Below are 25,043 nucleotides of genomic sequence, written 5' to 3'. Positions count from 1 at the left end.
ATGGTGGTGGTCTGACTTAAACCAACCGGCCTCCACGAAACCCGGGGCGGTTCACCCTTACTCCGTATCCCTATAACATTCAGTCCTGAATTCACGGCAGAGGGAAAAATCACTTTTCCGCGTTCTCTCCCCTTCGTTTTCCTTCATAGGCTTCCAAAATCGCATGAAAGTTAGCGCTTCAATTCAGGCCGCTCGCTTGTCTTTCTCGGACCCACGCATCGACCAGGAACGCGTCCCAACCGACGCATCTTTGTGATAACCGATAGCGGGCAGGGAATGTGGGATCAAAGTACTTCGAGTTTTTGTTTCCCTTGTCGTAGATCGCGGTTCTGGACAATCCGGTGGCCTTACGCACGTCTGAAATGCGCCAAGTCTGGCGAAGCTGTTGTGCGGTGTTCATGTGGAAAGCTCTCTCGTGTTGTTGCGACAACTGAAGATTACTGACGCACCTACAGCTCGTACATGCACACGCTGGGTGTAAAAAAATACTCACCCGGATGCATCCTGTGCGTTCCATGGAGAGGAGCTGAGCCACCGTTCTTGGTTCGGGCATTTGGCAGCGCTGGGTAGTTGACTGATGCGGGGGGTTGCCATCCGCCGGGGAAGTCAGGTCTATCAGACCCAAAAAGTTACTTCCCAAACCAATTAAATCAACGCGATAGCCGGCACTTCGCAATTCATGGAGCGGCGTGAAGCCCCAGCGGCCCACCAGGGTCTGTCCGCTCCCCTTGCTGTCACGTAGACTGTGGCGAGTGCGGCGGTCAGTCGGTACAGCGACTTTAAAACTTGCAAGTGCAGGGGATCGCCGCACGCAACTTCGGGCCCGGCGCACCTCCCGTTGCGATCTGAGAGCGGGGAACTGCGGGCGGGACACGGCCACGACCGTATGCTTATGCGGATGAGCCGTGTATATCGTCTCGAATGTTGGCCTGGTTCCACAACCCCCGATCCATGGATGCGTGAGCGAAAAAAATGGGCTTAGCAGGATACGCCGAATGCGTTCTGAGCCAAGGCGCGCAAGGACGGTGTGCTGAGAGGTTCTGTCGTTCTCGGTGAACGAGGTCCATGCATGCCGTGCTGGCATCGGTTCGTCCAGAGCAAGCCACGTATTGAACGCACTAGGGAGGAAGTTGTGACTTTTGAAACCAAGCTGGTGGATGGCTTGCACAAAGGGCTTAGCTCATGGGCAAATTCGCCGGGGGTACTGACCGTGGCGCGAAACGGCGGTGCGGAATCAGCTATACGCGCGCATTTGCTTCACGATTTGGAGGAAGCCACTTCCTGCATCGCCTTTACAGAAGCGGATCGCAATAGGATTGACATCGCTCTGCGACCGAAAAGTGCGCCGGATGACGAAGTGGTGTTACTTGAGTTGAAGCACAACCTTTTACATCGCCTTCAACGACGATATATCCGCAACTCTTTTGACAGTGCAGTTGGCCAGCTTCGAAAAGCGGATGCTCAGATTGAGAACGTCACCGAGCGCTACTACCTTCACTTCGTAGTCGGGCTGAGCATTGATGCTCCGATAGATGAAAATCCGCACGGACTGATCTCGGCACACAACCAGCATGTCCCCGCATACAAGGAATTTCTTCCTGCGAACGCGTTGAAAGAAGAGCTTGGAATCGTACAGGCCATCTTCAATGCGCCACCTGCGCTATACCTTATTTCCGAAAATCCAAAGAGCCCTACTGCGTCAGCGTCGCTGTATTGCTGGCTTTTTTCGGTACCTCAGGAGGGCGACGCCGTCCCCATAGGACGCCTATCAAAGCTTGCTCCTCCTAACTCAAAATGACCCTGTAGTAGTTGCTACCGCGTGAGCAGTTACGTGCAGTTTGCAGAGCGTTGATTGCGAAAGAGTGATGCTTCTGGATCTCGTGCCTAGCAGCGTGGTCCAAGGAGAACTCAACTGGGAAGAGGAGGACCAACGGGGCAGGACAAAGCTGATGGTGGTGTTAGACATGCTAAGCCAGCGCTACGGAAAAGGCACCGTTCATTCAGGCGCCACTGGCGACTCTAACAAGGGCAAAGACTGGGGGATGAAGCAGGAGAGGCGCACGCCGCAGTACACAACGCGGTGGGAGGATATGCCGGTGGCGCGCGCCTAACTTCGTGGTCGTAAGCCTTGCAACCCTAGCAGATGGCAGCTTCGACGCTGCCATCTGGTGGGTTCTCGCCTCCCCGCACGGGAGACAACACGCGAAGCAGGCTATAGTGTTTGTAACAAATTTGTTCAAAATTAGCCATCGAATCGATTGTTATGCTGTCATTTGCCACCGAATTCCCTGTCGAAGCGACGCGCACTTCTATCGACTTTCTTGCTGCGGTACGAGCGTGGTTGCTGGGGTCGCCGCATACCGTATTTGAAGTCTCGGACCTCTCTGACTTGGAAGCCAAAGATGAGTTCTCGGCGAAAAAGTCAAACGAACTGATTGAAGCATTGAAGTACGAAGCTACTGGCGTGGAAATGGCCGCTATCCGGTACACGAGGCTGGACCGCGGCCTCGAATGGGTATCAACCATCGTGTTCTCGCGAGGTCTGCCTTCAAACTGGATCGGAATTAGAACCTCTTGCGAATCTCAGCACGCGGCCGCAAAACTTCCGATTGCTAGGAAGCCAGTATTCGTAAAAACTTTCTTAACGCTCCTTGGCGGTGGCGTTGATGGAGAAATGAAAGTGCAGGCGGTTCCTCTTCGCCTTGCCAACTCTGACATCCCATTAGCCGCACGGTGCATATCAGGCAAAGCCGGTTGCCGCCTTCCGCTCGTCTACGTGAGCGCAAAATTCAAGGGCGGACACATTGTGAACGTAGATTCCTTAGCCGAGGCGCTTGCCGGCATGGCTCACGTGCTGGTTGAACCAAATCGCCCTTTCTCAACGCGGCTGATGAATGAGGTCGGTTCGCAAAACGTGTATGGAGGCGCAATTGGCGTCTATTGGCCCGAGGGTGGTGGAAGACGTTCCTTCTTTTTACATCACGAATCGGAGTCATCGCTCGAAATGGAGCGCGCAGTCGTTGAAGAAGTTCGCAGCGCACTAGCCAATCGGCGTCCATTTGCCCGTGTCACTTGGTCAGCAGTACAGGAGCTCATTTCTCGTCGTACCTTCGCTGCCTTGCGTGAACAGGGGTCAACGGAAGTGCAGAAATACGTTGACGAATTCGACAAGGAAGTGAGGTCCAAACAAGAGGAACTCGACGATGCTGAGCGTGAAATATCACGCCTTGAGGCAGAGGTAAGAAAGTACCAGGCACAAAATCCGATGCAATCAGGATTGGTCCTGCAAACCACACCTGAGCAAGATTTATACGCCGGAGAACTAATCGGGGTCGTCCGAGATGCTATCGCTGATGCAGTAACCCGCGTCACAGAAGACAGTAGGCGCCAGCACGTCCTGAACAGCATCGTTAAAGCAAATCCCCCTACTGGGGAAGCCGAAGCAATGCGAAACCGTCTAAAAGCACTCCTCCGTGACTTCAGGAGTATGGATGCTAGGGTACGAAGTGCATTGCAAGAAATGGGGTTCGACATATCCGAAGAGGGAAAGCACTACAAGATCGTTTTTCAAGGCGACGACCGCTACACATTCACGATGCCTAAGAGCGGAAGCGATCACCGGGGAGGACTAAATCTCGCGGGAGACATTTCACGCCTGTTACTCTAACCGCGTCCTGCCCCGACTGGTGCTGAGGACTTCGTGCACAGATCACTTTCCGGTGGGTCGAGCCCTCTTACGCTCCTGCTCCAGAACGTTCATGGCATTTTTAACAACGTCTCTGCCGTACTTGTCTTCAAGGCGCATCACGATGAAATGGCCACGAGCAATGGTCTGGTAGTAGTTTGTAAATAGGATATTTAGCGTCGCTGCGGAGGCTGCACCCAATACGGGAATGATTAAGGCAGCTGTCTTTGATGTCAGAGAGATCCTGAATATTTCGAGGATCTGAGCGACGTATTGCGCAATCCAGCTACCAGCCTTGTCAGTTGTGATGCCCTTGGCGAGTTTTGTAGCTTCACCTGCGGCACGCTTTGTTGCCTCAGCAGCGAGTTCTTCGGCAGCCTTCTTTGCAACATGCGCCAAACTGCTGCGAGCAGCAAAGTACCCTTCAAAAGCATCGTCGTCATTTGGCGTGTTGGCTCCGAGCGCTAGTACTGACGCACATTCAATACGTACCGCTGGCGATAGTACGTCGAACCCCTCACTGCGCGCCACATCGGCGATGGCCCGCAAAGTCAGCGTAGTGGTGACTGGAACTTCCAAAAGGGCACCTGGTAAACCAAAGACGCCAAAGGCTGCGCCAGATACTCCGGTTAGTGCCTTGTGCACTTTAGTTGATGCGGCAGTTCCAGGGCCGTCGCGCATCGTGAAGGTTGCGCCCGCTAGGGCGCTTATCAGTGCCTTGTGAGCGATTTGAGTCAACTTGGCCTTCGCCCATTTTGGAAGCGCCTTTGCTCCGGGTTTTAGGATCAAACTGCCAATCGCACTCGAAATTAAGACCGTCAAGCTTTCTGTCTGAAGGCAGTCAACAGCTTTTCGTAGGTCTTCATAGTCATTCTGATTCGCACTGATGTCTTGGCCTTTATCCATGTAATTCCCCCTGTTGTTTATGCGCTGACAAGAGCATCCAGATGCTATCGCTTTGGCCGGTACTCAGTGGCTCTGTGTTCATGGGACATCAGGGGACTGCTACAAGGTGATCGCGGGCAGGGCGTGCCTGCAGCCACGCGGCCAGTCCAGGGGCGTCTGCTCGGCATTCGTTGAGCGCTTGTGCCGCCTGCGCCCGCCACGCCAAATCCCCCGGCTCTTGGAAGTCGCGACGCAGGTCTCGAATGACCAGCAGAGCTTCCTCGGCCCATCGACGAAAATCCCCAAGGTCCCAATAAGCAACCCTGCCCAAATGTGGAATGGCACCTTCCTTGGCACTCTTGGCTGGCGTGACAAGCACGGGCCGAATGTCCGCGTTGACGGACGCAGGGACATGTTCACGCAACCAGTCCGGGTGGGAGGCTGCCTGTCTCGCCTTGGTCGCGTCGATGAAGGATGTCTCGCCTTTCGCGTTGGCATGGTCCTCAAAGACGAAGGCGATGTTGCCGATGATCCACCACGGGTCAGGCGAAGCATCGTCCTCTCGCTTGCCGGCGGTAAAGCCCAGGTGTTCGCCCAATAGGACTTGAGCCTGTTCGAAGGACCTTCCCTCGCTCAAACCTTGGCGAATCTTGTTCTCTCGCGCTGAGAAATCCCTGTTGTGCAATGTGCCCAGCTTTACGAGGTACGCTTCGAGTTGTTCTACCTGCAGCAGCAGAGTCCCGTGCTCTACCTCCTCGGGCGTCGGTTCGGCAGCCACGCCGCCGCGCGAGAGGCCGATGAGCCAGGGAATGCCAGCGGCCGCGTCCTTCGCCTTGCGGTACTGCGAGCGAGCGTACGCGTCGAAGCCCGCCTCGCCCGCATTAGCTGCGGCCTCAGCAGAGGTTCCGGCTAAGTAGTGCCACAACGCTCGGTAACCGCGTAAGGCAGTGTCAGTCAAGCCGCCCAGAACTTCCCGAGCTGCGTCGTAGGCTCTAGCGTAGTCCTCGTTCCACATCGCCGTCTGCCACGCGACTTCGTGAGCTACAACGCCCTCAAGCTGGTCCATGGCCGGAAACTTTGCCTGTATCGCTGCTTCCCGCGCATCCAGGATGCTTTGATTGGCTTCCTCCCAGTCTTGGTCGTGGTCCAAGAAGATGCTGAAGTTGTCCAGCAGGTCCTGCTGCTGGATCTTGGTGGACTGATCCACACCGAACTCGAGCTCCGCTTGTAATTCGGGGTGGAAGAAGGAACGGCGCTTGCGATCCGTAAGGTAGGCCGGTAACTCGTCCCCGGTAACCACGACCGCTGAATAGTCGTTGAGGCCGCGCGTACAGCGTCCGATTGCCTGGAGCACACGTGTCTGAATACGCTCATTGAAGAGCAAACTCGCTCCCATGCGGTTGATCAGAAAGCGCTCCTGCAGATTTGTAGTCCGAGAGAGTCCTTCAATAAACAGCAGCCGACAGTAATCGTCCGGGAAGTCGATCCCATCATAGCGGTTGGCGATCACCGCCACGGCTCGATCCGTCTGGATGAAATCGGCCTTACTGACCTCCAGATCGGCCGCCGCGAACACGGGGTACTTCAACTGTTCTCTAACATCCTTGATCACCACGTCGGCGTCCAGCGTACTGGGAGTAAGTACGAGACTACGTCCGGCCTTGCGCATGAGGTCTCTGCGCAACTGCAGAGTCTCTTCTTCGGTAAGCGATTTTTCGGGGAACAGGAAAAAGCGCCTCCCGATGCCCTGGCGATCCCATCCTTCGGGGATTGGCAGGCGCTTGATGCGTGGCCGTCCCGTGAGGCGCTCCAAGTCGCCGCCGGCCCCCAAGGTCGCGGACATAAAGATTCGCTGCTTCGCGCCGACGAAGGGGGCGTGCGACCAAGTCGGAGGAATCAGTGGCCGAAGCATTATTTCGCTAGAGGACACATACAGCTGACAAGCATGGAGATGGCTTGAAAGCATGCGCCAGGGATAGCGGTGGTCGGTGTCGCCAACGTTGGCTGTAATCGTCGCACGCAGTTCCGCTGCGATTTCGGTCAACTGGTGACTCGGGATCATGTCGACCCAGCCCACATCGTCGATGCCTTTCCAGTCGCCTGTGAGACGGGCGAAATTGTGGGCGGGCAGAACCGCCTTAAGCACACCGGCTATAGCCTTGAACAGCGCATCGTCCGCAGCTTCGAACCGACTGACGCGCAACGTCCACTGGCTCGCCATGTAGTTCTCGGCTGCGTGGGCATCATCGACGATGATGATGTCTGGACTGTCGAAGAAAGGGTTTGTGTTGAAGAGGCTGTTGTACGTGGTCACGGCCACGCGTTCGCCGTCCTGGTAGGCCGCCTTAGCCTCGGGTGTGTATTGCTTGATCCTTCCGGTAAATGGCTCAACGGTCAGACCATACTTTGCCGTCGCCTCTTCCGCAACTTGGTGGACGAGTTGCCGTGTAGGACACAGGTAGACGATGCGCTCACGAAACTTGCGCCTCCGCCATTCGGCAAGCAACAAACCCACCAGCGTCTTGCCACTGCCGGTAGGTAACTGGAGGGCAACATCCGGTGCGTCCAACGCCTGGCCGACGTAGTTGCGCAGCACTTGGCCTTGGTGATCGAACAGGCTAGCGTGCTTTCGCCGGGGCAGGTCGCGAAACAGGCGGTCCGGGCTTTCCGGGACTGCAGCATGTGTTGTCGGTTTCTTGAAAGCCATTTGTGCAGAGTCTCCTATTCGAGTAGATTGCTTGATGCGTGACGACGACGCGAAGTACAGCAGCATCCAAGTTGCACTGTGTTTGCCTTCATTCTGAGGTACCCCGGCAGGACTAGGACAGACAGACTGTACCCACATCCCATAGCTGGAAGGCGCCAGCCGGAACGATGGTGAGGCGCCCCTCAGACTGGACATCGAAGGCGGAACCGCGGGTGACCGCCACCGACGCAAAACCGGCCGATCAAAGGGCATGCTCAACCTTCCCTTTGGATCGACTCTAGTACGTTTCGCACAAGATCAGTTGTAAGGCGGACCGCAGGAAATGCACATCCAGTGCCCGATATCGGTTGTACAGCCGCCATGCGAGCCAATGCCGGTCGAAAGTCCGGAAACGGCCACCCCAGCCACTCCTGCGTCCGATCATCAGCGACAAAGTTTGGCCTGAGCCTGGACCCAAGATCCAGCATTAATAGGTGGTACGTGGCCTGATATTCGCGATGGCTTCGGTGCTTTAATCTGCGCTCGAAAGCAACTTGCAATCTGTTGTGAACCACTTTTCCCATCGCCTATGCCGTGTGCGCTTGGCGGCGCTGCTGGCGCTGACCCTGACTGGTGCAGCCGTCCCAAATTTTGCCTGGGCACGGTTTCCTCCGTTCGACAGCGTGTCGTTGCTCACGCCCAAGCCCACATCCGTCGCGCAGTGCCCACAGTTCTTTGCCAATGGCACTCCACCTTCCATCAAGCCTCGGCCTCAGTTGAGAGAGCTTTGCTACGAGTCCTTTGCAGTGCTGCACTCAGGCACGACTAAGACGCCCGTGTATGTGGCCCAGCGCTTGAACCGCAGGCTCATTGAAGATGCGGATGAGAAGCTGGCCAAACGCTTCTTTGCAGATGATCGCTTGCCCAGTGCAGAGAGGGCCGAACTGGAGGATTACAAGGACTCTGGCTACAGCCGAGGTCATATGGCGCCTGCGGGAGACATGCCCACTCCGACAGCCATGGCTCAAAGCTTCAGCCTAGCCAACATGGTTCCGCAGAATGCCCAGCACAACGGCGGCGCGTGGAACAAGATCGAGCAGGACACGCGGCACTATGTGAGGCGTGCAAAGGGGATGTGTTTGTGATCACTGGGCCGGTGTTTACGGATGCAGGGCCGAGTATCGGCGCCAACGGAGTGAAGGTACCTACTTACCTTTACAAGCTGGTGTATGACGCCACCACGCAGAAGGCCTGGGCACATTGGCAGCAAAACCGGAGACAGTGGGCCGGCCGATCAGCTATCAGGAGCTGGTGAACCACACTGGCGTGGACTTTCTGCCAAGAAACGCATTCCAGCACTGATCGTCAACACCGCAAAGCGGCCTGGGCAATTGCACGGTTGCCATCTGGATGAGGACTGGCTCCTGTAGCGCGCTTAGAGCTAATTCAACTCGTTTAATCCAGTGCTCCTGGCTCCCTCAACTCATCCCGTGTCTGTTTCGAGCGGTCTCTATCTGCTTTCTTCCATAACTTTCGGCCTTTGGACTGTCAAAATTATCTTGTCAAACAGATGCGCCCTTGCCTAATATGCGACCGCATAACCACAGCAAGGAGGGACGCGCATGACGACAACACCCCGACTGAGAGGGCTGCGATTCAATCACGCATTGACAATTGTCCTGGTCGGCATGCTCTGCACTGCCTGCACTTCAATTTCGCCGCCACCGCCGCTTGCGGAGGATTCGAGGGTCCAACCGGTGACAACAACTACACCGCCTAACACCAGTGGTGTAGACCCCTACGTTGTCTTCAATCGTGCGCTGTTGACTGCACAGTCTGAAACAGCAAAAAACGAGGACCAAATCAACCTGCTGAATCAAGGCTTTGCACTTGTTGACTTTCGTTGCAACCGCTATTTCACAGCGTTAGGCAAAGCTGAACAGGACCTTCGCTTCACGCGAAAGCAGACCACCTTGACTTCCGGGATCGTGCTCTCCGCTCTTGGCTTGGCCAGCGCGTCAGCTAAGACGATCGCAAACGTGGGCGCAATGTTCAGCTTTGGCACAGCGTCGATGGACTCGTATGCGGATGCCTATATTTTTTCGCCTGATGTCAAGGCTGTGCAGCGGTTAGTGGCCGACGCAATGGGAAGCTACCGTACGAAATTCATCAAGGAAAGCGGCTCGCAACCTACGTTTAGCTATACCGGTGCGGTAAGCACCCTCACGGAGTACGAGTCATTTTGCGAGCCGCACGGAATACGCGATCTCGTCAATAAATCGCTTGCGCAGGTACGCACTACCACCGAACCCTCCTCTTCAACGGGACCGACACCAAACGTAGCAGCGCCAGCCGCCCCCCCAATAGACCAGAACGGGGTGAAGCCGCCTGAAACACCTGCGGTGTCGGCGCTTCAGATGATGCCACGCATAGACGTGCGCGTGGTGCCCCGCTGACTTAGGCAGATTCCGTAAGGCTTTCTGCACGGGAGGGACGCGGGCAGAGAAGTGAGTTATCACTACGAGAGGGATAGGATGCATATTACTTCAAGAAGGCTGGCGGCGGTGATTGGAATAGTTTGCGTTACCCAGCCAGGATTGACTGATGCACATAGCTTTCCTGCCGGCGACCAAATCGTCAATCCTGAGCGGCTCGCGGCAGACCGGGACAGCGCCAGACTAAATTTTTTAGCGCGGCAAGCGAAAAGGAATGGTGTTTCAGAAAGCACGGTAGAAGCAGCTAGGTCAATTTTCTACAACGGTTACAGATGGGCCAAAAGCGACCTCAAGGTCTGCTTCTGGAATGGCACCGAAGAAATTCAGCGTGAGGTGATGCAAATCGCAGCCGTTTGGACTGATGCCGTACCTTCAATGAAATTTGTATTTGAAGAGAACGGAAAAATCCGTCGATGCCAGATTTCTGATCTACAGAACTTTTCAAAACTCTCTGATATTCGAATCACACTGTTGCCTGACGAACGCAGCCTGTACCATCCTCAAGACCTACCGCAGAAAAGCGGCGACTGGGCCTATCCTGGGCGCGCAGTTTCACAAGACGTTCGGTTCCCAACAACCATGAATCTGGTTGGAGCCCTCCGTCTTCGCGAAAAAAACTTGTTGAGTGACTACTACTTCAATGTGAGACACGAATTCGGTCATGCATTATCCTTAGCTCATGAGCATCAAAGAGCCATATGCAAGGGTTGGTTCAACATTAAAGCGATTGCAAAAGAAACGGGTTGGAGCGAGACGCAAGCTGCTGCACAGGTCGATTCCATTGATGAATCCAGCAATGCATTTGGGTTCATCGGCGCCTACAATCCCGAATCGATTATGCAGTATAATTTTGCCCCCTCTTGGTACCAGCCCGATTTACCTGGGAAACCAAATCCCTGTAGGCGACGGAATGAAGTGGTAGATCTTTCGGATATGGACAAGTATGTCGTTGCGGCCTTATATGAACCATCGCGCAACGAGTCTCCGACGCGCAAGGAGTTCATAATCAAGGCAAGGGCGGAGGCTGCGCAGCGAATGGCAGCACTACCATCGACTAGCACTACGACTGAGCAAACATCACAGGCAGCAAGCATTGAGTCCGCCCTACGTGATTTCGAGCGGACAATGAAATCAACCTCTCAAATAACAATTCAGATTTATCCACATAAGGTGGATGAGGCAAAGGTGATGACTGCAATCTCCAACCTTGGGTATCCGCTCATAGGAAAAAATGGGGTCCGCATAAGAAATGTCTCAAAGAACACCAATCCGAGCCTACGTGACGATCCAACAAACACACTTTTATATACACCGGATGTGTCCGATCAAGATGTCCGATACATAGCTTTGGCGTTGGTGTCGGCTGGTATAAAAATTCGGAGCATCCAACCATACCGCCCCCACAAGCGCAATGGAAATGCCAATCGATCAAATCTTGTGCAGATCGGCGCTGACGTGACCAATCGCAACAGGGCTGAACTATCTGTCAATGATATCTTGGATAAGAAGCTGCCAATTTACGGAAATATTTCCCGATAAATAATCCGCAGAATTCCTCGTGCTGAGGGTATTCATGGAAATACCTCTGTACGAGGTTTGGCTCGTGGAACGTGGGATCAGGTGCGCTGCGCGGTTCCTCGCCAATCCAAGATGTCGATCAGACCAGCCAAGCCCGCGCATTGGCTTAGTTAATTTTTGGTCAATGTGAAACTCGCTCGACGAAGTGCGACTTCAATATTGCTCCGGCCCTATGAAGTTTGAATGAATCTGGCGATTTCACAATGAAGGAATTCCAAAAACTCATGACTTCACAGGGCCGGATCTATAGTGTCTGGAGGCAATGCCCGTCTGCATTTGAATCCTCTTCAGTTCCACATATACCTATTGCTATCCAGGTAACCCTACCCTGACCAGCCTCCGGTTGGTCTGATTTCACCCCACCCCCAAGCCCGGTGCACGTTCTCGTGCCCCGGGCTTTTTTGCGTCCATCGCAAGGAGCTTTCCATGACTGTTTGTCCCATCTGCAAATCCACCCATGTCACCACCCGCCAAGTCGGTCGCGATGCCGGAAGAACCCTTGGCGGTGTCGCCGGAGCGGCCAGCGGCGCTGCCAGCACGTGGTCTGGTGCCCAGGTCGGAGCTTCGTTCGGCGCTGTTGCTGGCCCCGTTGGCATCGCGCTTGGCGGCATCGCTGGTGCCCTGTTGGGCGGCCTGCTCGGCGCCACGGCGGGTTCGGTTGCTGGCAGCCGTTTGGGCGATGTCGTTGACGCGCACTACCTCGGCAACTGCGAATGCCAGGACTGCGGTGCTGTGTTCACGAGCCCCTCCCGTTCTTGACCCCGTTTACCCCGCTGCCTCTGCTGGAGGCCGCTGCTCTTTCCTTCATTCCTCTCTCTATCCCTCTCTATCTCTGTCCATCTTCATTACGAAAGCCCCCCATGTCCCACCTCATCGAAACCATGGCCCATGTCGGCCAGACCCCTTGGCACCAACTGGGCAATGCCCTGCCAAAGCAGCAACCCATCGACGTCTGGGCCCAGGCCGCAGGCATGCAATGGCATATCCGGGAGACGCCGGTGCGCTACCTGGCGACGGACGACACCTCCAACCTCTACGGCGAAGCCATGGAGTTTCCCGACCAGAAGGTGCTGTACCGCAGCGATACGAAGGCCCCCTTGTCCGTGGTGTCGGGTCGCTACCAGGTGGTCCAGCCCAAGGAAGTGCTGGAGTTCTACCGGGATCTCACGGAGGTCTCAGGCTATGAGCTGGAAACTGCCGGTGTCCTCAAGGCCGGGCGCAAGTTCTGGGCACTGGCCCGCACGGGCAAGACCTCGGCCCTCAAGGGCAACGATGTGGTCAACGGTTATCTGTTGCTGGCCACCTCCTGCGATGGCAGTCTCGCCACCACGGCCACGCCCACCACGATCCGGGTCGTCTGCAACAACACCTTGTCCATCGCCCTCAGTGGTGCGACCAGCGCCATCAAGGTGCCCCACAGCACAACCTTCGATGCCCAGGCGGTGAAGAAGCAGTTGGGCATTGCGGTCTCCCAATGGGACAGCTTCATGTACCGCATGAAGACGCTCTCAGAGCGCAAGGTCAAGAGCCACGAGTCCATGAACTACTTCCTCAAGGTGCTGTGCCAGACGGATGCCCATGCCGACCAGGCGATGGGGCTCACGAACGAGCGTGCCCTCAAGAAAGCGCAGGCGATGTACGAAGGCCAGGGCCGAGGTGCCGAACTGCAGGCGGCCAAGGGCACGGCCTGGGGCCTGCTGTGCGCCGTTACCGAATTCGTGGACCACGAGCGGCGGGCACGCAGCCAGGAATACCGCCTCGACAGTGCTTGGTTCGGCCAGGGCGCCGCCCTCAAGCAGCGGGCGCTGGAGCAGGCGCTGCAGTTGGCATCGTGAGTGCAAGGTTCAACGGTCCAAAGCGCCGAAGCAAAAGAGCCTTCCTTCATTTCTTTCCACCCCTTCCGCCGCAAAGCCCCGGCCCTTGAATGGGACCGGGGCTTTTTGTTGGGCGGGAGTTTCCATATCCAAGGAGTCACCATGTCTCAACCCTCTGTTCATACAGATTCCGTTTCTGCGCCGTCTTCCTCGGCACTCCCTAAGGCCCGACCCGCTTTGAAGCTGGTCAAGACGAACACCCTCAAGCGTGACGATTGGCTGGAGGTGCGCAAAGGCGGCATTGGCAGTTCCGATGCCGCCGCTGCCGTGGGCCTGCATCCCTACAAGTCCCAGTTGCAGCTGTGGATGGAGAAGACCGGGCGCGATGCCGGTTTGCCGGTGGTCGATCCCAATGATGACCAAAGCCCTATGTACTGGGGCACGCTGCTCGAACCCATCGTGGCTGCGCACTACACCCGGCGCACGGGCAACCGGGTGCGGCGTGTCAATGCGGTGCTGCAACACCCTGAACATCCCTGGATGCTGGCGAACCTTGACCGGGAGGTCATGGGCGCTCCGGACGTCCAGATCCTTGAATGCAAGACGGCAGGCATTAACGGGGCCAGGCTGTGGCGCGATGGTGTGCCCGAGTATGTCCAGCTGCAGGTCATGCACCAGTTGGCCGTGACCGGCAAACAGACCGCGGATGTGGTCGTGCTCATGGGCGGGCAGGAACTGCAGGTGTTCCGGATCGAACGGGACGCCGAGATGATCGCTCAGCTCATCCAGTTGGAGCAGCAGTTCTGGGGCTTCGTAGAGCGGGATCAGGAACCACCGGCCGACGGCTCCGACTCTGCGGACCTCGCCCTGCGTTGTCTCTATCCCCGCGACAGTGGAACCACGCTGGATCTCTCGACTGACCTAGAGATGTCAGGGGTGTTTTCCGACCTGCTGGCGGTGCGGGAGGTCATCACCACCCAGACCGCACGGGAAGCCCAGCTCAAGCAACGCATTCAGCAGCGCATGGGCGAAGCCACACGGGCTCTGTTCGAGACCGGGGAAGTGTCCTGGAAGCGCAGCAAGGACGGAACTGCCCTGGACACCGCGCAGTTGCTCAAAGATCGGCCCGAACTGGCACAGGCCTATTCACTCACCAAGCCAGGCAGTCGGCGGTTTCTGGTGCAGCAATAGCCGAGGCGAGGTGGGCGCAAGAACCCACACCCCGTACCCATCAACCACTCAACAGCGGACCTCCACCACATCGGTGCGGGTCCGCTTCTTTTTGTCTCGAAAGGAACCACCATGCTCAAAGGTTTGGCATTGACACCCCCGGTCATTGGCCGGATATCGATTGGCAAAGTCGTGGAGAAGAACGGCAAGCGCTTGCCGGAGAAGGATGACGAATTCACCATCACCAGCCAGGTGCAGAACCGCGATGGCTGGGTAAACCACCCGCTCGATGAGCAGTTGCGCAAGGACAAGAACACCAAGCTGCGCAGCATTCCCGTGCGCCTGCTGTTCGACGATCCGGACCTGAGCCTGCGGGCGAACTACACGATGTTTGATCGGGCCACCGGACGGCCCCTGTGTGTGGGCAATGGGGAGAGCTGCAAGCGGGCCACGCTGTCCGGGATGCAGAGCTTTGCGTGCCCGTCACCTCAGGCATGCCCCTTGGCCGAAGGCGGCAACTGCAAGCCCTATGGACGCTTGAATGTGCGTATCGACGTGGAGGGAACCGGGAGTGATGAACTGGGCAGCTTTGTGCTGCGCACCACAGGGTTCAACAGCATTCGCACGCTCTCGGCTCGGCTGCGCTACTTCCATGCGCTGTCGGGTGGCTTGCTGTCCACCTTGCCCCTGGAACTGCGCCTGCGGGGGAAGTCCACCACGCTGTCGCACCGCACGCCGATCTACTACGTGGACCTCACGCTCAGGGCGGAGACCACGCTGGCGCAGGCCATCGCCGGGGCAAGGGCTGAGTGGGGGGCACGCCAGGCAGCGGGGATGGACCAGGCGGCGTTGGATGAAGCGGCCAGGGCCGGGTTTGCGCTTGGGGAGTTTGAGGAATCCGAGGAGGACGGGGCTGCAGTCGTTGAGGAGTTCTATCCGGACACGGACGGGAGCTCAGGAGACGGACTAGATCAGGCCCTTCAAGATGCCGGGCACGGGTCATCGCAGCCGCAGAGCGCACTACAGAGGCACTCTGGACCCCACCGCAATCTCGGCCAGAAGCTGGGGGAACGGCTGAAGGCCCAGGGTATGGCGCCCATCGGCGCGCCTCGCCTGGGATCGGTCATAGATGCAGGGGTAGGCCATGGCAGCGGCTGACAAACCTGGGAGGCCGCGCGCCAGCCGCTCTGCATCATTGGTGCAGGTGTACACGGCAGGGCTGCGGTGGGACACGGAGCCGGTGGTCACGGCGTTGGCGCCGACGCAGGATGCGCGGTCCACCATGCCCTTGCACCGTTTGCCGCTGGTATGCCCTTTGGAAGAACCTCCAGGAGATCACCACACTCTCTGGACGGCACTGTGGCAGGCGGCATGTCTGATGCGTCCTGAGTTCTCGCCCGTTCAGTGGCGGCCCCGGGTGCAACGCTTGGCACGGGTAGCGAATGCACTGATCCACGAGGGGGACACGGACGTTGACGCACCGGGGGCGCATGAGACAGCACAGGCCGCTATGCGAACTCAACTGGACGGCCGAATGACGGAGTGGGTTCGTCGCCTGCTGCCGTCGTCCCGGATGCCAACGGCAGGTCACGTTCGTTCAGGGGGTGCTGTTCTGGAGAGTGCAGAACTGGATCTCGATGCGATGGAGGATTGCCGCAAGGAAGGTGGCATCACGCTGCTGGCTTGGCGGCGCCGAAGGGATTCCGTGTCCAAGACGAAGTCCGAACCCAACGCAGCGAATTGCCCTCCAAAGCAGGGTTACTGGCAATGGCGTGTGGTGGCCGGACTGGAGGGAGCGGAAGGCTCGGGAGACAGCGGCAACCGGGCAAAGCCAGAGGGGCGATTCCAGCCACGGTCGGTGTTGTTGCTGCCCCAGGAGGCGGAAGCGGTCTGGGGATGTGGGTATGGGATGCGGCTGGATCCGGCTGCACCTTTGGAGTCCGCCTCACCGGGATCCAGCGGTCATCGGCAACTGCGCAGCCTGTATGGAAGTTGGACTGCTGTGGAGGTGGTGCGGGTGCTGATGCTCAGGCCGAGCCCAGGATGATGGGCTTGATGGCCCCGGACAACCATCGTTTTGAATGACCGCCCCTGGCCTTGGCTGGGGGTGGCCTTTTTCTTTCCGAACTTGCAGCGCCTCAGCCGCCCGCATCGGCGATGAAATAGTCGGTCTTCACGGGTTGGACGCTGGCGGAAGCTTGGGATTTCTTCTGATCCTCCAGGTACTTCAGATCGTACGAGATTTGCACCGTCCGGGTCTTGTTCTTGAATTCGTAGTTGTAGGTGGCTGTGCACGAGTACCTGCCGAGCTCCTTGTCGGACTCGGTGGTGGAGACATTGGACAGATAGCGTTTGCCGAGGTGGGGCTTGATCCTTGAGTTGAATCCACCGACGTTGTCGATGTGCGAGTGGATGACGTCCAGCACTTCTTTTTTGGCCTCGTCGTCGTTGCAGGTCAGGTGGTTGTTGCCACAGGCCGTCAGGCCGCATGCCAGCGACAGGGCAACGATGGCGGCAATGGGTTTGGGCTTGCTGGTGTTGATGGGTTGCATGTTGGAGTTTTGTTGGTTGAGGTAATGACCTGTGCCGGGGGCTCCGGCACAGGTCGTCTGGGGTCGGGGCATGGGGTGCGGCATGTCACGGTGGCGCAAGTCGCCAGGGCTTTGGGAGTCGGCGCACCCAGGGGCGCTATTTCCTCAGGAAGAACACGTAGTACACCAAGGGGGCAAACGGGTTCGAGAAGATCAAGATCAGAAAGCCGATGGGCTTTTTTTTGACGATGCAGTGGCCAAAACAGATCAGCCACAGCAGGGCGTAGATGGGGATTAAGAGCAGCAGGAGGGCTTTCATCGAGAGACTTTCAGATTTGGGCCACCAGGGCCTGGCGCTTTTGGGTGTATTCCGCCTCTGTCAGGAGGCCTTCGTCGAAGAGCTCTTTCAGTTCCCGCAGCGACTCTTTGGCGCGTTGAGAAGGGCTGGCATTCGACACATGCCGTTTGACGGTGTCCACGATGGCGGTCAGCATTTCTGCGAAGAGCGCGGCATTGGAGCTCTTGGGTACGTTCGACCTGAAAACGTAGGTGCCGTTGATCGTTAACACGCTTTCCAGTCGGCCCCCTTGAAACTGCACATCCTTGATGTCACTGAGGAGCAGATGGAAAGGCGCCTCCAGCATGTTGTGCACATGCAGGGCTGATCGGGTCAACAGCAGTCCGTCCTTGGCATTGCCAAAGACGGTGTTGTCGATCAACGCCAGTACATCGGCCACGCCGTCGTTACCACCGAACTCGGAGACGGCGTTTACCAGCTTCTTGGGTGGGATGTGCGGAGAGAAAAATATCTTGTCGTCATGGATGCTGGACCGGTAGGTCGCGAGGATTTCTTGGATTTCTTCTTCCATTGCGTTGCTCACAGTTCCATGCTGCGTTTTGTCAATGCAGGAGCCGCGTGTCTGAAGCACATTCAGCCCCTCCCAAGCGCTGCTTCTTGCTGACTTGCCGGGTCCATATGTGAAGCAAACACCGTAGATGCAAATTTAGCAGAAAAGCATCCTCGCTCGGTGTCTGCCAAGCCCCAAGCCCCCACCTCGCTGCCCGATCCAAACAATCTTCGGGACGTGCTGGCCTATTGGATGCGCCTCAAGCGGGTTGAGAAGGGGTGGTCGCAAGAACGGCTTGCGATGGAGTGCGACCTGGACAGGACGTATGTGTCAGCGGTGGAACGATCCCGCTGGAATGTGTCGCTGTCGAACATCGAGCGCTTTGCGCAGGCGCTGGATGTGGAGCCTTGGATGTTGCTCAGGCCGCCGAACGAGCGTACGTGAGCTCAGAAAAGCGGTTCTTGTTTTTATAGGCTGCTGCAGGACCCCATCACGAGGTCTTTGCATATCCCGGCCTTTCTGAACACTTGATCCGACCTAGCATTCGACTGTCCGTGCTTGACGCTAGACTTAAAACACCTTCCGCACCGGCTTCTCCGCCAATTGCTAGGCTGAGATGCTGATTCAGCAACAAAAGGGGACTTACCTCTTTGCGTCAGCATCGGGATGCCTTACATTGCACCTGGTCGCGCTAACAAACTTGGCTAGGCCGCGGCATGCTACAAGAAATCAAAAATGACCTGCTGATCGACAGCCTAAAAGTCACGCAACAAAAACATGGGGCGGACTACTGGTCCTTCAAAAACGCATCCAGGCGTCGCGGCGCGCACGCGCTGATCCACTATCCGGCAATGATGGTGCCCAACCTGCAGGGCAACATCCTTGCAGCAATCAAAGAGGCTTCTCCACAGTCCCGGAGAGTGCTGGATCCCTTCGTCGGATCCGGCACAGTCCTAGTGGAGAGCATGAACCTCGGGCTGGATTTCACGGGTATCGACATCAACCCTCTAGCCGTACTGTCGTGCCTCGCCAAATGTGGCCCGTACTTTGTCACTGCGTTCGCAGACAAGGCAGCTGAGCTTATCTCGTGGATCCGTGCCGACGGGGTTTCCCAACACGAGGCGACCTTCATAGGCCGAGACAAGTGGTTCGAGACAGACGTGGCCCTCGGCATTTCCAAGATCGCGCGAAATATCAAGCGCGTCGAGGCACTGTGGGCTCGCCGACTCTTCTGGCTAGCGCTTGCCCGCGTCATCCGGAGCTGCTGCAACTCGCGCAACTCGACCTATAAGCTCCACATTAAGAAGGCTGCAGACCTCAATGCCGTAGCCGATCCGGTCGAAATCTTCGTCAAGACCATTGAGGCGTACAAGAAACACCTCAAGGATCAGTCCACTGACTGGGCGGCAAAGGGCCTGCTCAAGCAGGGCTGGCACCAGAACAGCGTGAGCGTCACGGCGGGCGACAGCACCAGTACGCTGGAAGAGGCAGGCCAGCGCTACGATGTGGTCATGACGTCGCCGCCCTATGGGGACAACAAGACCACAATTCCGTACGGCCAGTACGCGTTCCTGCCTCTGCAGTGGATTCCCAGGGAAGACATCAGCCCCTCTATCGAAGCCGGCGTGCTCGCGAACACGCATGCGCTAGACACCGCGAGCCTCGGGGGCAGCGCTAAGAACGCAGCCCTTCGTGCCGAGCAGTTGCGCACCGAGTTTGAGTCGGTGAGGAAGTACCTGGCCAAGCTCTCGTCCAATGGGAGTGGCATTAAGCGGTTTGGGGCCTTCTTCGGCGACTTGGACCCGTGCATCTCGCAGATCTGCAATTCCACCAACCCAGGTGGTTATCACGCATGGACAATAGGCAGCCGGCACATCGAGGGCATCCGCGTGCCGATGGAGGAAATCCTGGAGGAAATGCTCGACAAGCGGGGCGTTAGCACCATCGGACGAATCCATCGGTCCATCCACGCCAAGAAGATGGCTGCGCGCAATAATTTGTCCAGTACCATGAACACGGAAATCATTGTGCTGGCAAAGAAGAACTAAGAACAAGGAAAGTTCTGCACCAACAGGGAGAGAGAGCCATTGGACGAAGAAGAAAAGCCAGATGCTGAGTTAAAGGTCTCCGCGCGGGTGCTCGTCCAGTTGGGCGAAGAGCTAGTGACTGACGCCGAGCAGGCAATCCTCGAATGCGTCAAGAACGCCTACGACGCTGACTCTCCAGGGTGCAAAATTGTCATCCGGACCGACGAGAGTGGCACCATGCGGCAGCGGGCGACCGCCAAGAAGCTTCTGGACTTTCGGGAAGGCGCAGAGAACGTCAGCGTGTCTTTTACTGACGCCGACGGGGACGCGCTTCAGGTCGACGACGATTGGCAGGCTACGAACGTCGTAATGCCAACGGACGTAGTTCGCAGGCGGCTCGATTGGACCGGCCGCATCACTATTGAGGACACGGGCGACGGCATCGCCCCTGAGAAGCTTCGCAAGTCCTGGCTAACCATTAGCGGCTCTTACAAGCGCGCCGGCGAAGGCAAGCAGAAGGCGACGACGCCCCTGGGGCGCACACCGCTGGGCGACAAGGGTGTGGGCCGACTGGGCTCGATGAAGCTCGGCGACATACTGAAGGTGGAAACGAGCACAGGGGCCGACCAGCCATTGGCGACGGCCGTTTTCAGGTGGGCGGACTGCGAGAAAGCCGAGACCGTCAATGAGATCCCGGTCTTCATCAAGACGGATGGACCGAATCCTGAGAGGTTCAAAGGGACGCGCGTTTCGATCTACGGATTGAAAAGCATTCGCCAGTGGGCTAACGGCGCTCCTGCACTAAAGCTCAGCCTCGCATCACTAGTGTCGCCCTTCGAGGCAAAGGCTAAGTTCCCCGTCACAGTAGACGTCGACAATGACAAAACGAGCCTCGTGGCCGTTACCGAGTCGCTGCTTGCACGTGCGGTCGCCGACTTTCATTTCACTTGGCAGCAGGGCCAGAAGGGTGTTCCTGAACTGCGGTGCGTCGCGCGCTTTCAACCGAGGCTGTTTCAAGCGGACGTTCGCAGCAGCAAGAATCAGAAGCGGCTATCCGACGACGTTTTTGGGCACGACGACGGTGCCGGGTTTCTGACCTGGCTGAGCGATGGCAAGCGACTCAAGCGATACCAGATCGTTCCTCGACCGAGCCCAGATTGTTTTGTTGAGTTCACCCAGTCCATCACGTGGCCGAACATCAAGACGAGCGGTCTCAACGTTGAAAACCCGGGCGACTTCAGCGCGGCGTTCTATTACTTCAACCTTCGAGACTTTTCGACGGACGTCACAACCGATGCAATGCCAACTAACTCTGAGGCCGATGCCGCAGCGGCGGCTGGACTGGGCATTGATCGGGCGACGATCAGAAGGATGGCTGGCATCTCCATTCTGCGAGATGGGTTCCGCGTCCGCTCACAGGGTGACTGGCTCAAGCTTGCCGAAGGTGTGACCAGTGGGGGCATGTACCAGTTGCGGGTGCACAACACGCTGGGGTACTTCGCGCTCACCGGCGAGCACAACTTCAAACTCGTCGAGAAGTCGGATCGCGAAAGCTTCGTCGAGAACGATGCCTTTCGCGGATTCAATGCCATCGCGATGGCATGCAGGACGTTTGCGAACGAGTCACTGGAAGCTGTGCGTCGGGAAATGATCAAATATGCGGCCCAGAGCGCCCCCATTGCTGATCGGCCACCGACCCCTGAGCGCTCCTTCGATGTCGTCGAAGAGGCTGTTCAAAGTGCCGCCGCTGCTAAGCAAGAAGCTCAGACCGTCGTTTCTGCACTCCAGCGCGGTCTCGGCCTCGTTGCGCAGAAGGATGGCCAGGCGGCCACGGAGGTGCTGAAGGACGCCTTGCGCACGGTTCAAACTTTGCAGCGCAACCTTGACGACAGAGCGCAGTCGAGCGGTGCCGTGCGGATGCTTCGCCAAGATTTCGATGACAGCAAAGAGCGCATGCTGTCGCTTTACGAGAGTGCCGCAGTTGGCCTAAGCGCTCGGGGATTGGCGCACGAGCTGCGCACACACATTGTGGAAATTCGGCGCCGCGTCGTCGGCATCGAGGAGCTGGTGAAAAACGGCAGCGTCGACGAGAAGAGCGTCGCACGTCACGCCCGTTCCATACGCGCGGCATGCGCGAGCATCACCAGCGCCGCTGCCATCATCGACCCTCTCCTGCCGCGGACGCGCGCGGTCAAAGACGTAATCGACCTCTTTGACTTTGTCACGGAGTACAAGGAAAACCGCAGGGGGGCCCTTGATCGGGAAGGCATCGACTTCGAGATCAACGGTAAGGCTGGGAAAGCTGTTGCCAAGATCAACCGAGGCCGGCTACTTGCCGTCCTAGACAACTTGACCAGAAACAGCGTGTACTGGCTGCGTCGAGGCGCGGACGTCTTGGAAATCAAGCGGCCCAAGCACATACGTGTCGACATCACTTCATCAGGGTTCTCATTGTCCGACAGCGGCCCCGGCATCGACTCGGACTACGAAGACAGCATCTTCGACATGTTCATCTCAGCTAAGCCTGCGGCCGAGCGAGGCCAGGGTCTCGGCTTGTTCATTTCATCGCAATTACTCGCAGCCGACGGCTGCAGCATCAGCTTGAGTACCGACAAGAACCAAGACGGGCGTCGGCACAAGTTCATCGTGGATCTAGGGGCTGTCATACAGGGAGGTAGAAAATGACACCGATTGAGGCTTTAAACCTGCTCGGGTCACAGCGAGTGATATGGATCGACGACCGCTTTGCCACTGCATCTGCGGAGAAGTTGGTCAAGATCCTCATCGAGTATGCCGACGTCGCTCTGCAAGTCTGTTTAGATACTCTGAAGGGTCCTCTGCTGAAGATCAATGAAGGTGACGAGACTGGCAACGCCGAGTTGGACCAAGCCGTCGCTAATCTCCAAGAGGATGACCGCACCGTACTGCTGCGTGCGGTGCTGAAGGAAGCCGAGAAGAACGGGCTGAACGAGTTGTCCGACGAGCAGATTGACAGCGTGTGCAACCACCTTTCCATTGCTACACAGGACCGCTGGCCTTTTGACGGTGCGGAGGCGCAGATGTTGGCGCTCGCGAAGGATGGAAGTGACGCTGAGATCTGCTACGTCATCGATCTAAACGATGCGCTTGGCGCCAAGGAAAACCTCCGCGGCTTGGAGCTTATCCGGTCGCTTCACGGGGCAGAGTCCAAGGCAACAGCCTTGTTGCTGACCCATTTTGCGACGAAAATTGACGAAGGGGAGAAGGAACTCGCACTGCGCGACGAGCTTTCGAAGGAGGCTCTCGGCGTCGCTCCAGTTTGCGTCATCGCCAAGGAGCGCCTGGATGCCATAGGCGACGCGGCTATGTCCCAGGAGGGGCGCCACGATGCCGTTGCCGAAGCGCTGCGCATCGCCATCAAGCGAGCCGGGCTTCGCCGCAACGTGCACGAGGTGCTGGTGCGCGTCCAGAGCCACATCGATAAGGCGTTCAAGGCTGCCAGCAATGATCTGCTTGCTGTGCCGCCCGAACAACTCGACGAATACGTCGTTGGCCGGGCTCACGCGGAGGGCGTATCCGAGTTGCATGTCGTGGAGCGTGCGCTCACAGCATCGATGTCAGAATCGTTCCGACATTTGTTCTCAGTCGACACGGCAACTCGCCGCAACGAGCAGTGCTTGCGCTCGCTTCGCGGCATCCCACTCGGTGCGGACCCACTGCCGCACCATGAAAAGCTGGAAGCCTTCCGGCGGCAAGAAGTCTGGGAGCCAGAGGAACTGGTCAACAAGGGTGGTTCGCCCTTAGCATGTGGAGACGTCTTCGAACTCACCGTACCGAGCGCCTCTCCTCACAGGTTCATCTTGCTGGTTCAGCCGTGTGACGTCACGCTGCGGCCCAACGGAGAGCGTGACGTCGACGCCGGATTCCTCATCCAATTGAAGGAAGTTTCAATTTCCGATGATGCTCCGAAGCTTAAGCAGATCCGCCTTCCCTTTCTTCTTGAAGGCAAGCAATGGGCATGCGAGTTGCGCAAGACGACATCGGTTCGTCTCGCACTGCTGGACCTTGTGTCCTTACGAGCTGACGGCCGGTTGCAGTACGACTATGGACAGACCGCCCCGGAGTGGGTTCTGCCTGGCCAACGCATCAGCGGGGCATCTATCCTGTCAGGGCTCAAGAGAGCCTATGACCTCCGCGCAGCCAAAAAGGGCCCACCTCCTAGCGATGAGAAGGACGCCAGGTGCCAGCTGACGCTTTCCGCCAGCGGCCCTTTCCAACACATCGCGCACGGGACATTCGTGAAGGCCAACCCAGCAACCGGTGAAGTGCCTGCGGTGCCTGGCGGCTACACCTGGAATCTGCGACGGATCGGTCGAGTGCGAATGCCTTACGCGTCGTCACTGCTCGGTAGCTACCTCGCTGTCGTAGACCGCGACGCGTTCGATCTGGACTACCTGAAGCCGAGGCCCCTGCGACCGTCTGATCCTGCATCCTGCGAAGCCTGCGCCTAACCTGGCCAGACCGGGCCACGCCCTGACGCTGCCGCCGTTGAAACGTGACTCCATAGGTGTATGGCTTAGCCGAGACGTGCTGCCTGAACCCGCCGCTCGTACTGCAGGTCGAGGAACCGTTGGCGTCGATTGAACCTTTATAGACCGGGGGCTAGTGGGTCACTTCTGCGTGAAATCAACACAAGAGCGGAAAAGACCGGGCTGAATCGCCCCGGACTGGTTGCCTCAATCCCAAAAGCTCTTGTGTGAGATCTTAGAACAACCATGCACACCCTCAATCCGCCCGCCCTTGAAGGCTACTTTTGGCTCCCCAAGACGCCTGACCACAAGGTCCCCGGAAGGTTCTTTTCTACTGATGATGGGCGATTGCAACTCGAAGTGATGGGTGTCCTGTCTGGCGGCATTATGGAAGTGGACGACGACAAGAAGCTTGGCCGAATTGTCGGGTTCTCTCATTCTGGTCAGTCGATCACGTTGGAGCACTGTCAGGTCATCCAGCAGAAGTTGAGCTTTCCAGGCGTGCCACAGACGACGTTTCGCGTAAGTGTTGCATTGTTCGGCGCGCAATGCGGTCAAGACGATCCCTTCGAGTTCGACCAGGTGGACATCTACGGAGATGCGATCAATCAATGGCTAGAGTTTGCGCCCATCAGAACCATCATTGAGTACCCAGCACCCACCTCAGCGGCGGTCACATTTGCGCCTCCGCAAGAGAAAAAATGGGAGCTCTCGGACGGTACGACAGTTCGGCTTTACGCGGCATGGACGGTGCCTTCAACGTAAGCGTCTAGGGAAGTCATCTTGCGTCCCTCGGGGAAATCGCCAACACAGCCC

General features: G+C 57.5%; 21 protein-coding genes and 1 pseudogene. 16 read left to right on the top strand and 6 right to left on the bottom strand.

The annotated features are described in order from the left end of the window. Window positions 1-178: 178 nt before the first annotated feature. Window positions 179-400 (bottom strand): helix-turn-helix transcriptional regulator, encoded by a 222-nt coding sequence (locus ACODS0_RS27250; RefSeq protein ID WP_488838368.1) that lies wholly within the window; start codon window positions 398-400, stop codon window positions 179-181. 732 nt (window positions 401-1,132) lie between these two features. Here ACODS0_RS27250 and ACODS0_RS27245 point away from each other — a divergent pair. From ACODS0_RS27245 to ACODS0_RS27235, 3 genes are all read left to right on the top strand, one after another. After that, window positions 1,133-1,798 carry a hypothetical protein gene (locus ACODS0_RS27245; RefSeq protein WP_488838366.1) on the top strand — a complete coding sequence of 222 codons (666 nt, stop codon included), beginning with the start codon at window positions 1,133-1,135 and terminating at the stop codon, window positions 1,796-1,798. Window positions 1,799-1,865: 67 nt separating this feature from the next. Next, complete coding sequence (locus ACODS0_RS27240) at window positions 1,866-2,111, top strand: DUF4113 domain-containing protein (RefSeq protein WP_488838364.1); 246 nt, start codon at window positions 1,866-1,868, stop codon at window positions 2,109-2,111. Window positions 2,112-2,263: 152 nt separating this feature from the next. Further along, complete coding sequence (locus ACODS0_RS27235) at window positions 2,264-3,667, top strand: hypothetical protein (RefSeq protein ID WP_488838362.1); 1,404 nt, start codon at window positions 2,264-2,266, stop codon at window positions 3,665-3,667. A 42-nt stretch (window positions 3,668-3,709) separates the two neighbouring features. Here the strand turns inward: ACODS0_RS27235 and ACODS0_RS27230 are convergent, their stop codons facing one another. Further along, window positions 3,710-4,591: an EcsC family protein gene (locus ACODS0_RS27230; RefSeq protein ID WP_488838360.1), complete on the bottom strand. Its 882-nt coding sequence runs from the start codon at window positions 4,589-4,591 to the stop codon at window positions 3,710-3,712. 88 nt (window positions 4,592-4,679) lie between these two features. Continuing rightward, window positions 4,680-7,277 carry a DEAD/DEAH box helicase gene (locus tag ACODS0_RS27225; RefSeq protein ID WP_488838358.1) on the bottom strand — a complete coding sequence of 866 codons (2,598 nt, stop codon included), beginning with the start codon at window positions 7,275-7,277 and terminating at the stop codon, window positions 4,680-4,682. A gap of 662 nt (window positions 7,278-7,939) precedes the next feature. On the opposite strand from ACODS0_RS27225, the pseudogene ACODS0_RS27220 reads away from it, so the two are divergent. From ACODS0_RS27220 to ACODS0_RS27185, 8 genes and pseudogenes are all read left to right on the top strand, one after another. Continuing rightward, window positions 7,940-8,618, top strand: a pseudogene (locus tag ACODS0_RS27220) (DNA/RNA non-specific endonuclease). A 260-nt stretch (window positions 8,619-8,878) separates the two neighbouring features. Then, on the top strand, window positions 8,879-9,712 hold the full coding sequence (locus ACODS0_RS27215; RefSeq protein ID WP_488838356.1) for a hypothetical protein: 834 nt from the start codon (window positions 8,879-8,881) through the stop codon (window positions 9,710-9,712). A gap of 78 nt (window positions 9,713-9,790) precedes the next feature. After that, a complete protein-coding gene (locus ACODS0_RS27210; protein WP_488838354.1) occupies window positions 9,791-11,290 on the top strand; it encodes a zinc metalloprotease in 1,500 nt (499 codons plus the stop codon). Window positions 11,291-11,755: 465 nt separating this feature from the next. After that, window positions 11,756-12,088, top strand: coding sequence for a hypothetical protein (locus tag ACODS0_RS27205; protein ID WP_488838352.1), 333 nt, complete (start codon window positions 11,756-11,758; stop codon window positions 12,086-12,088). A 101-nt stretch (window positions 12,089-12,189) separates the two neighbouring features. Next, a complete protein-coding gene (locus ACODS0_RS27200; protein ID WP_488838350.1) occupies window positions 12,190-13,164 on the top strand; it encodes a DUF932 domain-containing protein in 975 nt (324 codons plus the stop codon). A gap of 141 nt (window positions 13,165-13,305) precedes the next feature. Continuing rightward, window positions 13,306-14,334 carry a YqaJ viral recombinase family nuclease gene (locus tag ACODS0_RS27195; protein WP_488838348.1) on the top strand — a complete coding sequence of 343 codons (1,029 nt, stop codon included), beginning with the start codon at window positions 13,306-13,308 and terminating at the stop codon, window positions 14,332-14,334. Between the two features lie 111 nt (window positions 14,335-14,445). After that, the gene (locus tag ACODS0_RS27190) at window positions 14,446-15,471 is read left to right on the top strand and encodes a recombination directionality factor (RefSeq protein ID WP_488838346.1); all 1,026 of its coding nucleotides are present in this window, start codon (window positions 14,446-14,448) and stop codon (window positions 15,469-15,471) included. Between the two features lie 352 nt (window positions 15,472-15,823). Then, window positions 15,824-16,360, top strand: a complete 537-nt coding sequence (locus ACODS0_RS27185; protein WP_488838344.1) for a hypothetical protein — start codon at window positions 15,824-15,826, stop codon at window positions 16,358-16,360. 91 nt (window positions 16,361-16,451) lie between these two features. On the opposite strand, the gene ACODS0_RS27180 is transcribed toward ACODS0_RS27185, so the two are convergent. From ACODS0_RS27180 to ACODS0_RS27170, 3 genes are all read right to left on the bottom strand, one after another. Next, window positions 16,452-16,865, bottom strand: coding sequence for a hypothetical protein (locus ACODS0_RS27180; RefSeq protein WP_488838342.1), 414 nt, complete (start codon window positions 16,863-16,865; stop codon window positions 16,452-16,454). Between the two features lie 136 nt (window positions 16,866-17,001). Further along, entirely contained in the window at window positions 17,002-17,163 is a 162-nt protein-coding gene (locus tag ACODS0_RS27175; RefSeq protein ID WP_488838341.1) for a hypothetical protein, read from the bottom strand. A gap of 10 nt (window positions 17,164-17,173) precedes the next feature. Continuing rightward, complete coding sequence (locus ACODS0_RS27170) at window positions 17,174-17,713, bottom strand: SHOCT domain-containing protein (RefSeq protein ID WP_488838339.1); 540 nt, start codon at window positions 17,711-17,713, stop codon at window positions 17,174-17,176. 159 nt (window positions 17,714-17,872) lie between these two features. Here ACODS0_RS27170 and ACODS0_RS27165 point away from each other — a divergent pair, with 159 nt between their 5' ends. The 5 genes from ACODS0_RS27165 (at window position 17,873) to ACODS0_RS27145 (ending at window position 24,992) form a co-directional block, all read left to right on the top strand. Further along, window positions 17,873-18,136: a helix-turn-helix domain-containing protein gene (locus ACODS0_RS27165; protein ID WP_488838337.1), complete on the top strand. Its 264-nt coding sequence runs from the start codon at window positions 17,873-17,875 to the stop codon at window positions 18,134-18,136. 272 nt (window positions 18,137-18,408) lie between these two features. Then, the gene (locus ACODS0_RS27160) at window positions 18,409-19,740 is read left to right on the top strand and encodes a DNA methyltransferase (protein WP_488838335.1); all 1,332 of its coding nucleotides are present in this window, start codon (window positions 18,409-18,411) and stop codon (window positions 19,738-19,740) included. A 39-nt stretch (window positions 19,741-19,779) separates the two neighbouring features. Continuing rightward, window positions 19,780-22,404 (top strand): sensor histidine kinase, encoded by a 2,625-nt coding sequence (locus ACODS0_RS27155; RefSeq protein WP_488838333.1) that lies wholly within the window; start codon window positions 19,780-19,782, stop codon window positions 22,402-22,404. After that, window positions 22,401-24,209, top strand: coding sequence for a hypothetical protein (locus ACODS0_RS27150; RefSeq protein ID WP_488838331.1), 1,809 nt, complete (start codon window positions 22,401-22,403; stop codon window positions 24,207-24,209). Before ACODS0_RS27155 ends, ACODS0_RS27150 begins: the two co-directional genes overlap by 4 nt. 264 nt (window positions 24,210-24,473) lie before the next feature. Beyond that, window positions 24,474-24,992, top strand: coding sequence for an ApeA N-terminal domain 1-containing protein (locus ACODS0_RS27145; protein ID WP_488838329.1), 519 nt, complete (start codon window positions 24,474-24,476; stop codon window positions 24,990-24,992). Window positions 24,993-25,043 lie beyond the last annotated feature (51 nt).

The organism is Acidovorax sp. FG60, from assembly GCF_057808995.1.
The sequence above is the reverse complement of the archived record's forward strand: the minus strand, read 5'-3'. Positions and strand labels throughout refer to the sequence as shown.

Coding starts and splice junctions, on each gene's coding strand:
- ACODS0_RS27240 (WP_488838364.1), top strand. CDS start 1,866: ATGCTTCTGGATCTCGTGCCTAGCAGCGTGGTCCAAGGAGAACTCAAC.
- ACODS0_RS27160 (WP_488838335.1), top strand. CDS start 18,409: ATGCTACAAGAAATCAAAAATGACCTGCTGATCGACAGCCTAAAAGTC.
- ACODS0_RS27230 (WP_488838360.1), bottom strand. CDS start 4,591: ATGGATAAAGGCCAAGACATCAGTGCGAATCAGAATGACTATGAAGAC.
- ACODS0_RS27200 (WP_488838350.1), top strand. CDS start 12,190: ATGTCCCACCTCATCGAAACCATGGCCCATGTCGGCCAGACCCCTTGG.
- ACODS0_RS27225 (WP_488838358.1), bottom strand. CDS start 7,277: ATGGCTTTCAAGAAACCGACAACACATGCTGCAGTCCCGGAAAGCCCG.
- ACODS0_RS27210 (WP_488838354.1), top strand. CDS start 9,791: ATGCATATTACTTCAAGAAGGCTGGCGGCGGTGATTGGAATAGTTTGC.
- ACODS0_RS27205 (WP_488838352.1), top strand. CDS start 11,756: ATGACTGTTTGTCCCATCTGCAAATCCACCCATGTCACCACCCGCCAA.
- ACODS0_RS27170 (WP_488838339.1), bottom strand. CDS start 17,713: ATGGAAGAAGAAATCCAAGAAATCCTCGCGACCTACCGGTCCAGCATC.
- ACODS0_RS27180 (WP_488838342.1), bottom strand. CDS start 16,865: ATGCAACCCATCAACACCAGCAAGCCCAAACCCATTGCCGCCATCGTT.
- ACODS0_RS27250 (WP_488838368.1), bottom strand. CDS start 400: ATGAACACCGCACAACAGCTTCGCCAGACTTGGCGCATTTCAGACGTG.
- ACODS0_RS27190 (WP_488838346.1), top strand. CDS start 14,446: ATGCTCAAAGGTTTGGCATTGACACCCCCGGTCATTGGCCGGATATCG.
- ACODS0_RS27145 (WP_488838329.1), top strand. CDS start 24,474: ATGCACACCCTCAATCCGCCCGCCCTTGAAGGCTACTTTTGGCTCCCC.
- ACODS0_RS27235 (WP_488838362.1), top strand. CDS start 2,264: ATGCTGTCATTTGCCACCGAATTCCCTGTCGAAGCGACGCGCACTTCT.
- ACODS0_RS27175 (WP_488838341.1), bottom strand. CDS start 17,163: ATGAAAGCCCTCCTGCTGCTCTTAATCCCCATCTACGCCCTGCTGTGG.
- ACODS0_RS27215 (WP_488838356.1), top strand. CDS start 8,879: ATGACGACAACACCCCGACTGAGAGGGCTGCGATTCAATCACGCATTG.
- ACODS0_RS27150 (WP_488838331.1), top strand. CDS start 22,401: ATGACACCGATTGAGGCTTTAAACCTGCTCGGGTCACAGCGAGTGATA.
- ACODS0_RS27185 (WP_488838344.1), top strand. CDS start 15,824: ATGCGAACTCAACTGGACGGCCGAATGACGGAGTGGGTTCGTCGCCTG.
- ACODS0_RS27195 (WP_488838348.1), top strand. CDS start 13,306: ATGTCTCAACCCTCTGTTCATACAGATTCCGTTTCTGCGCCGTCTTCC.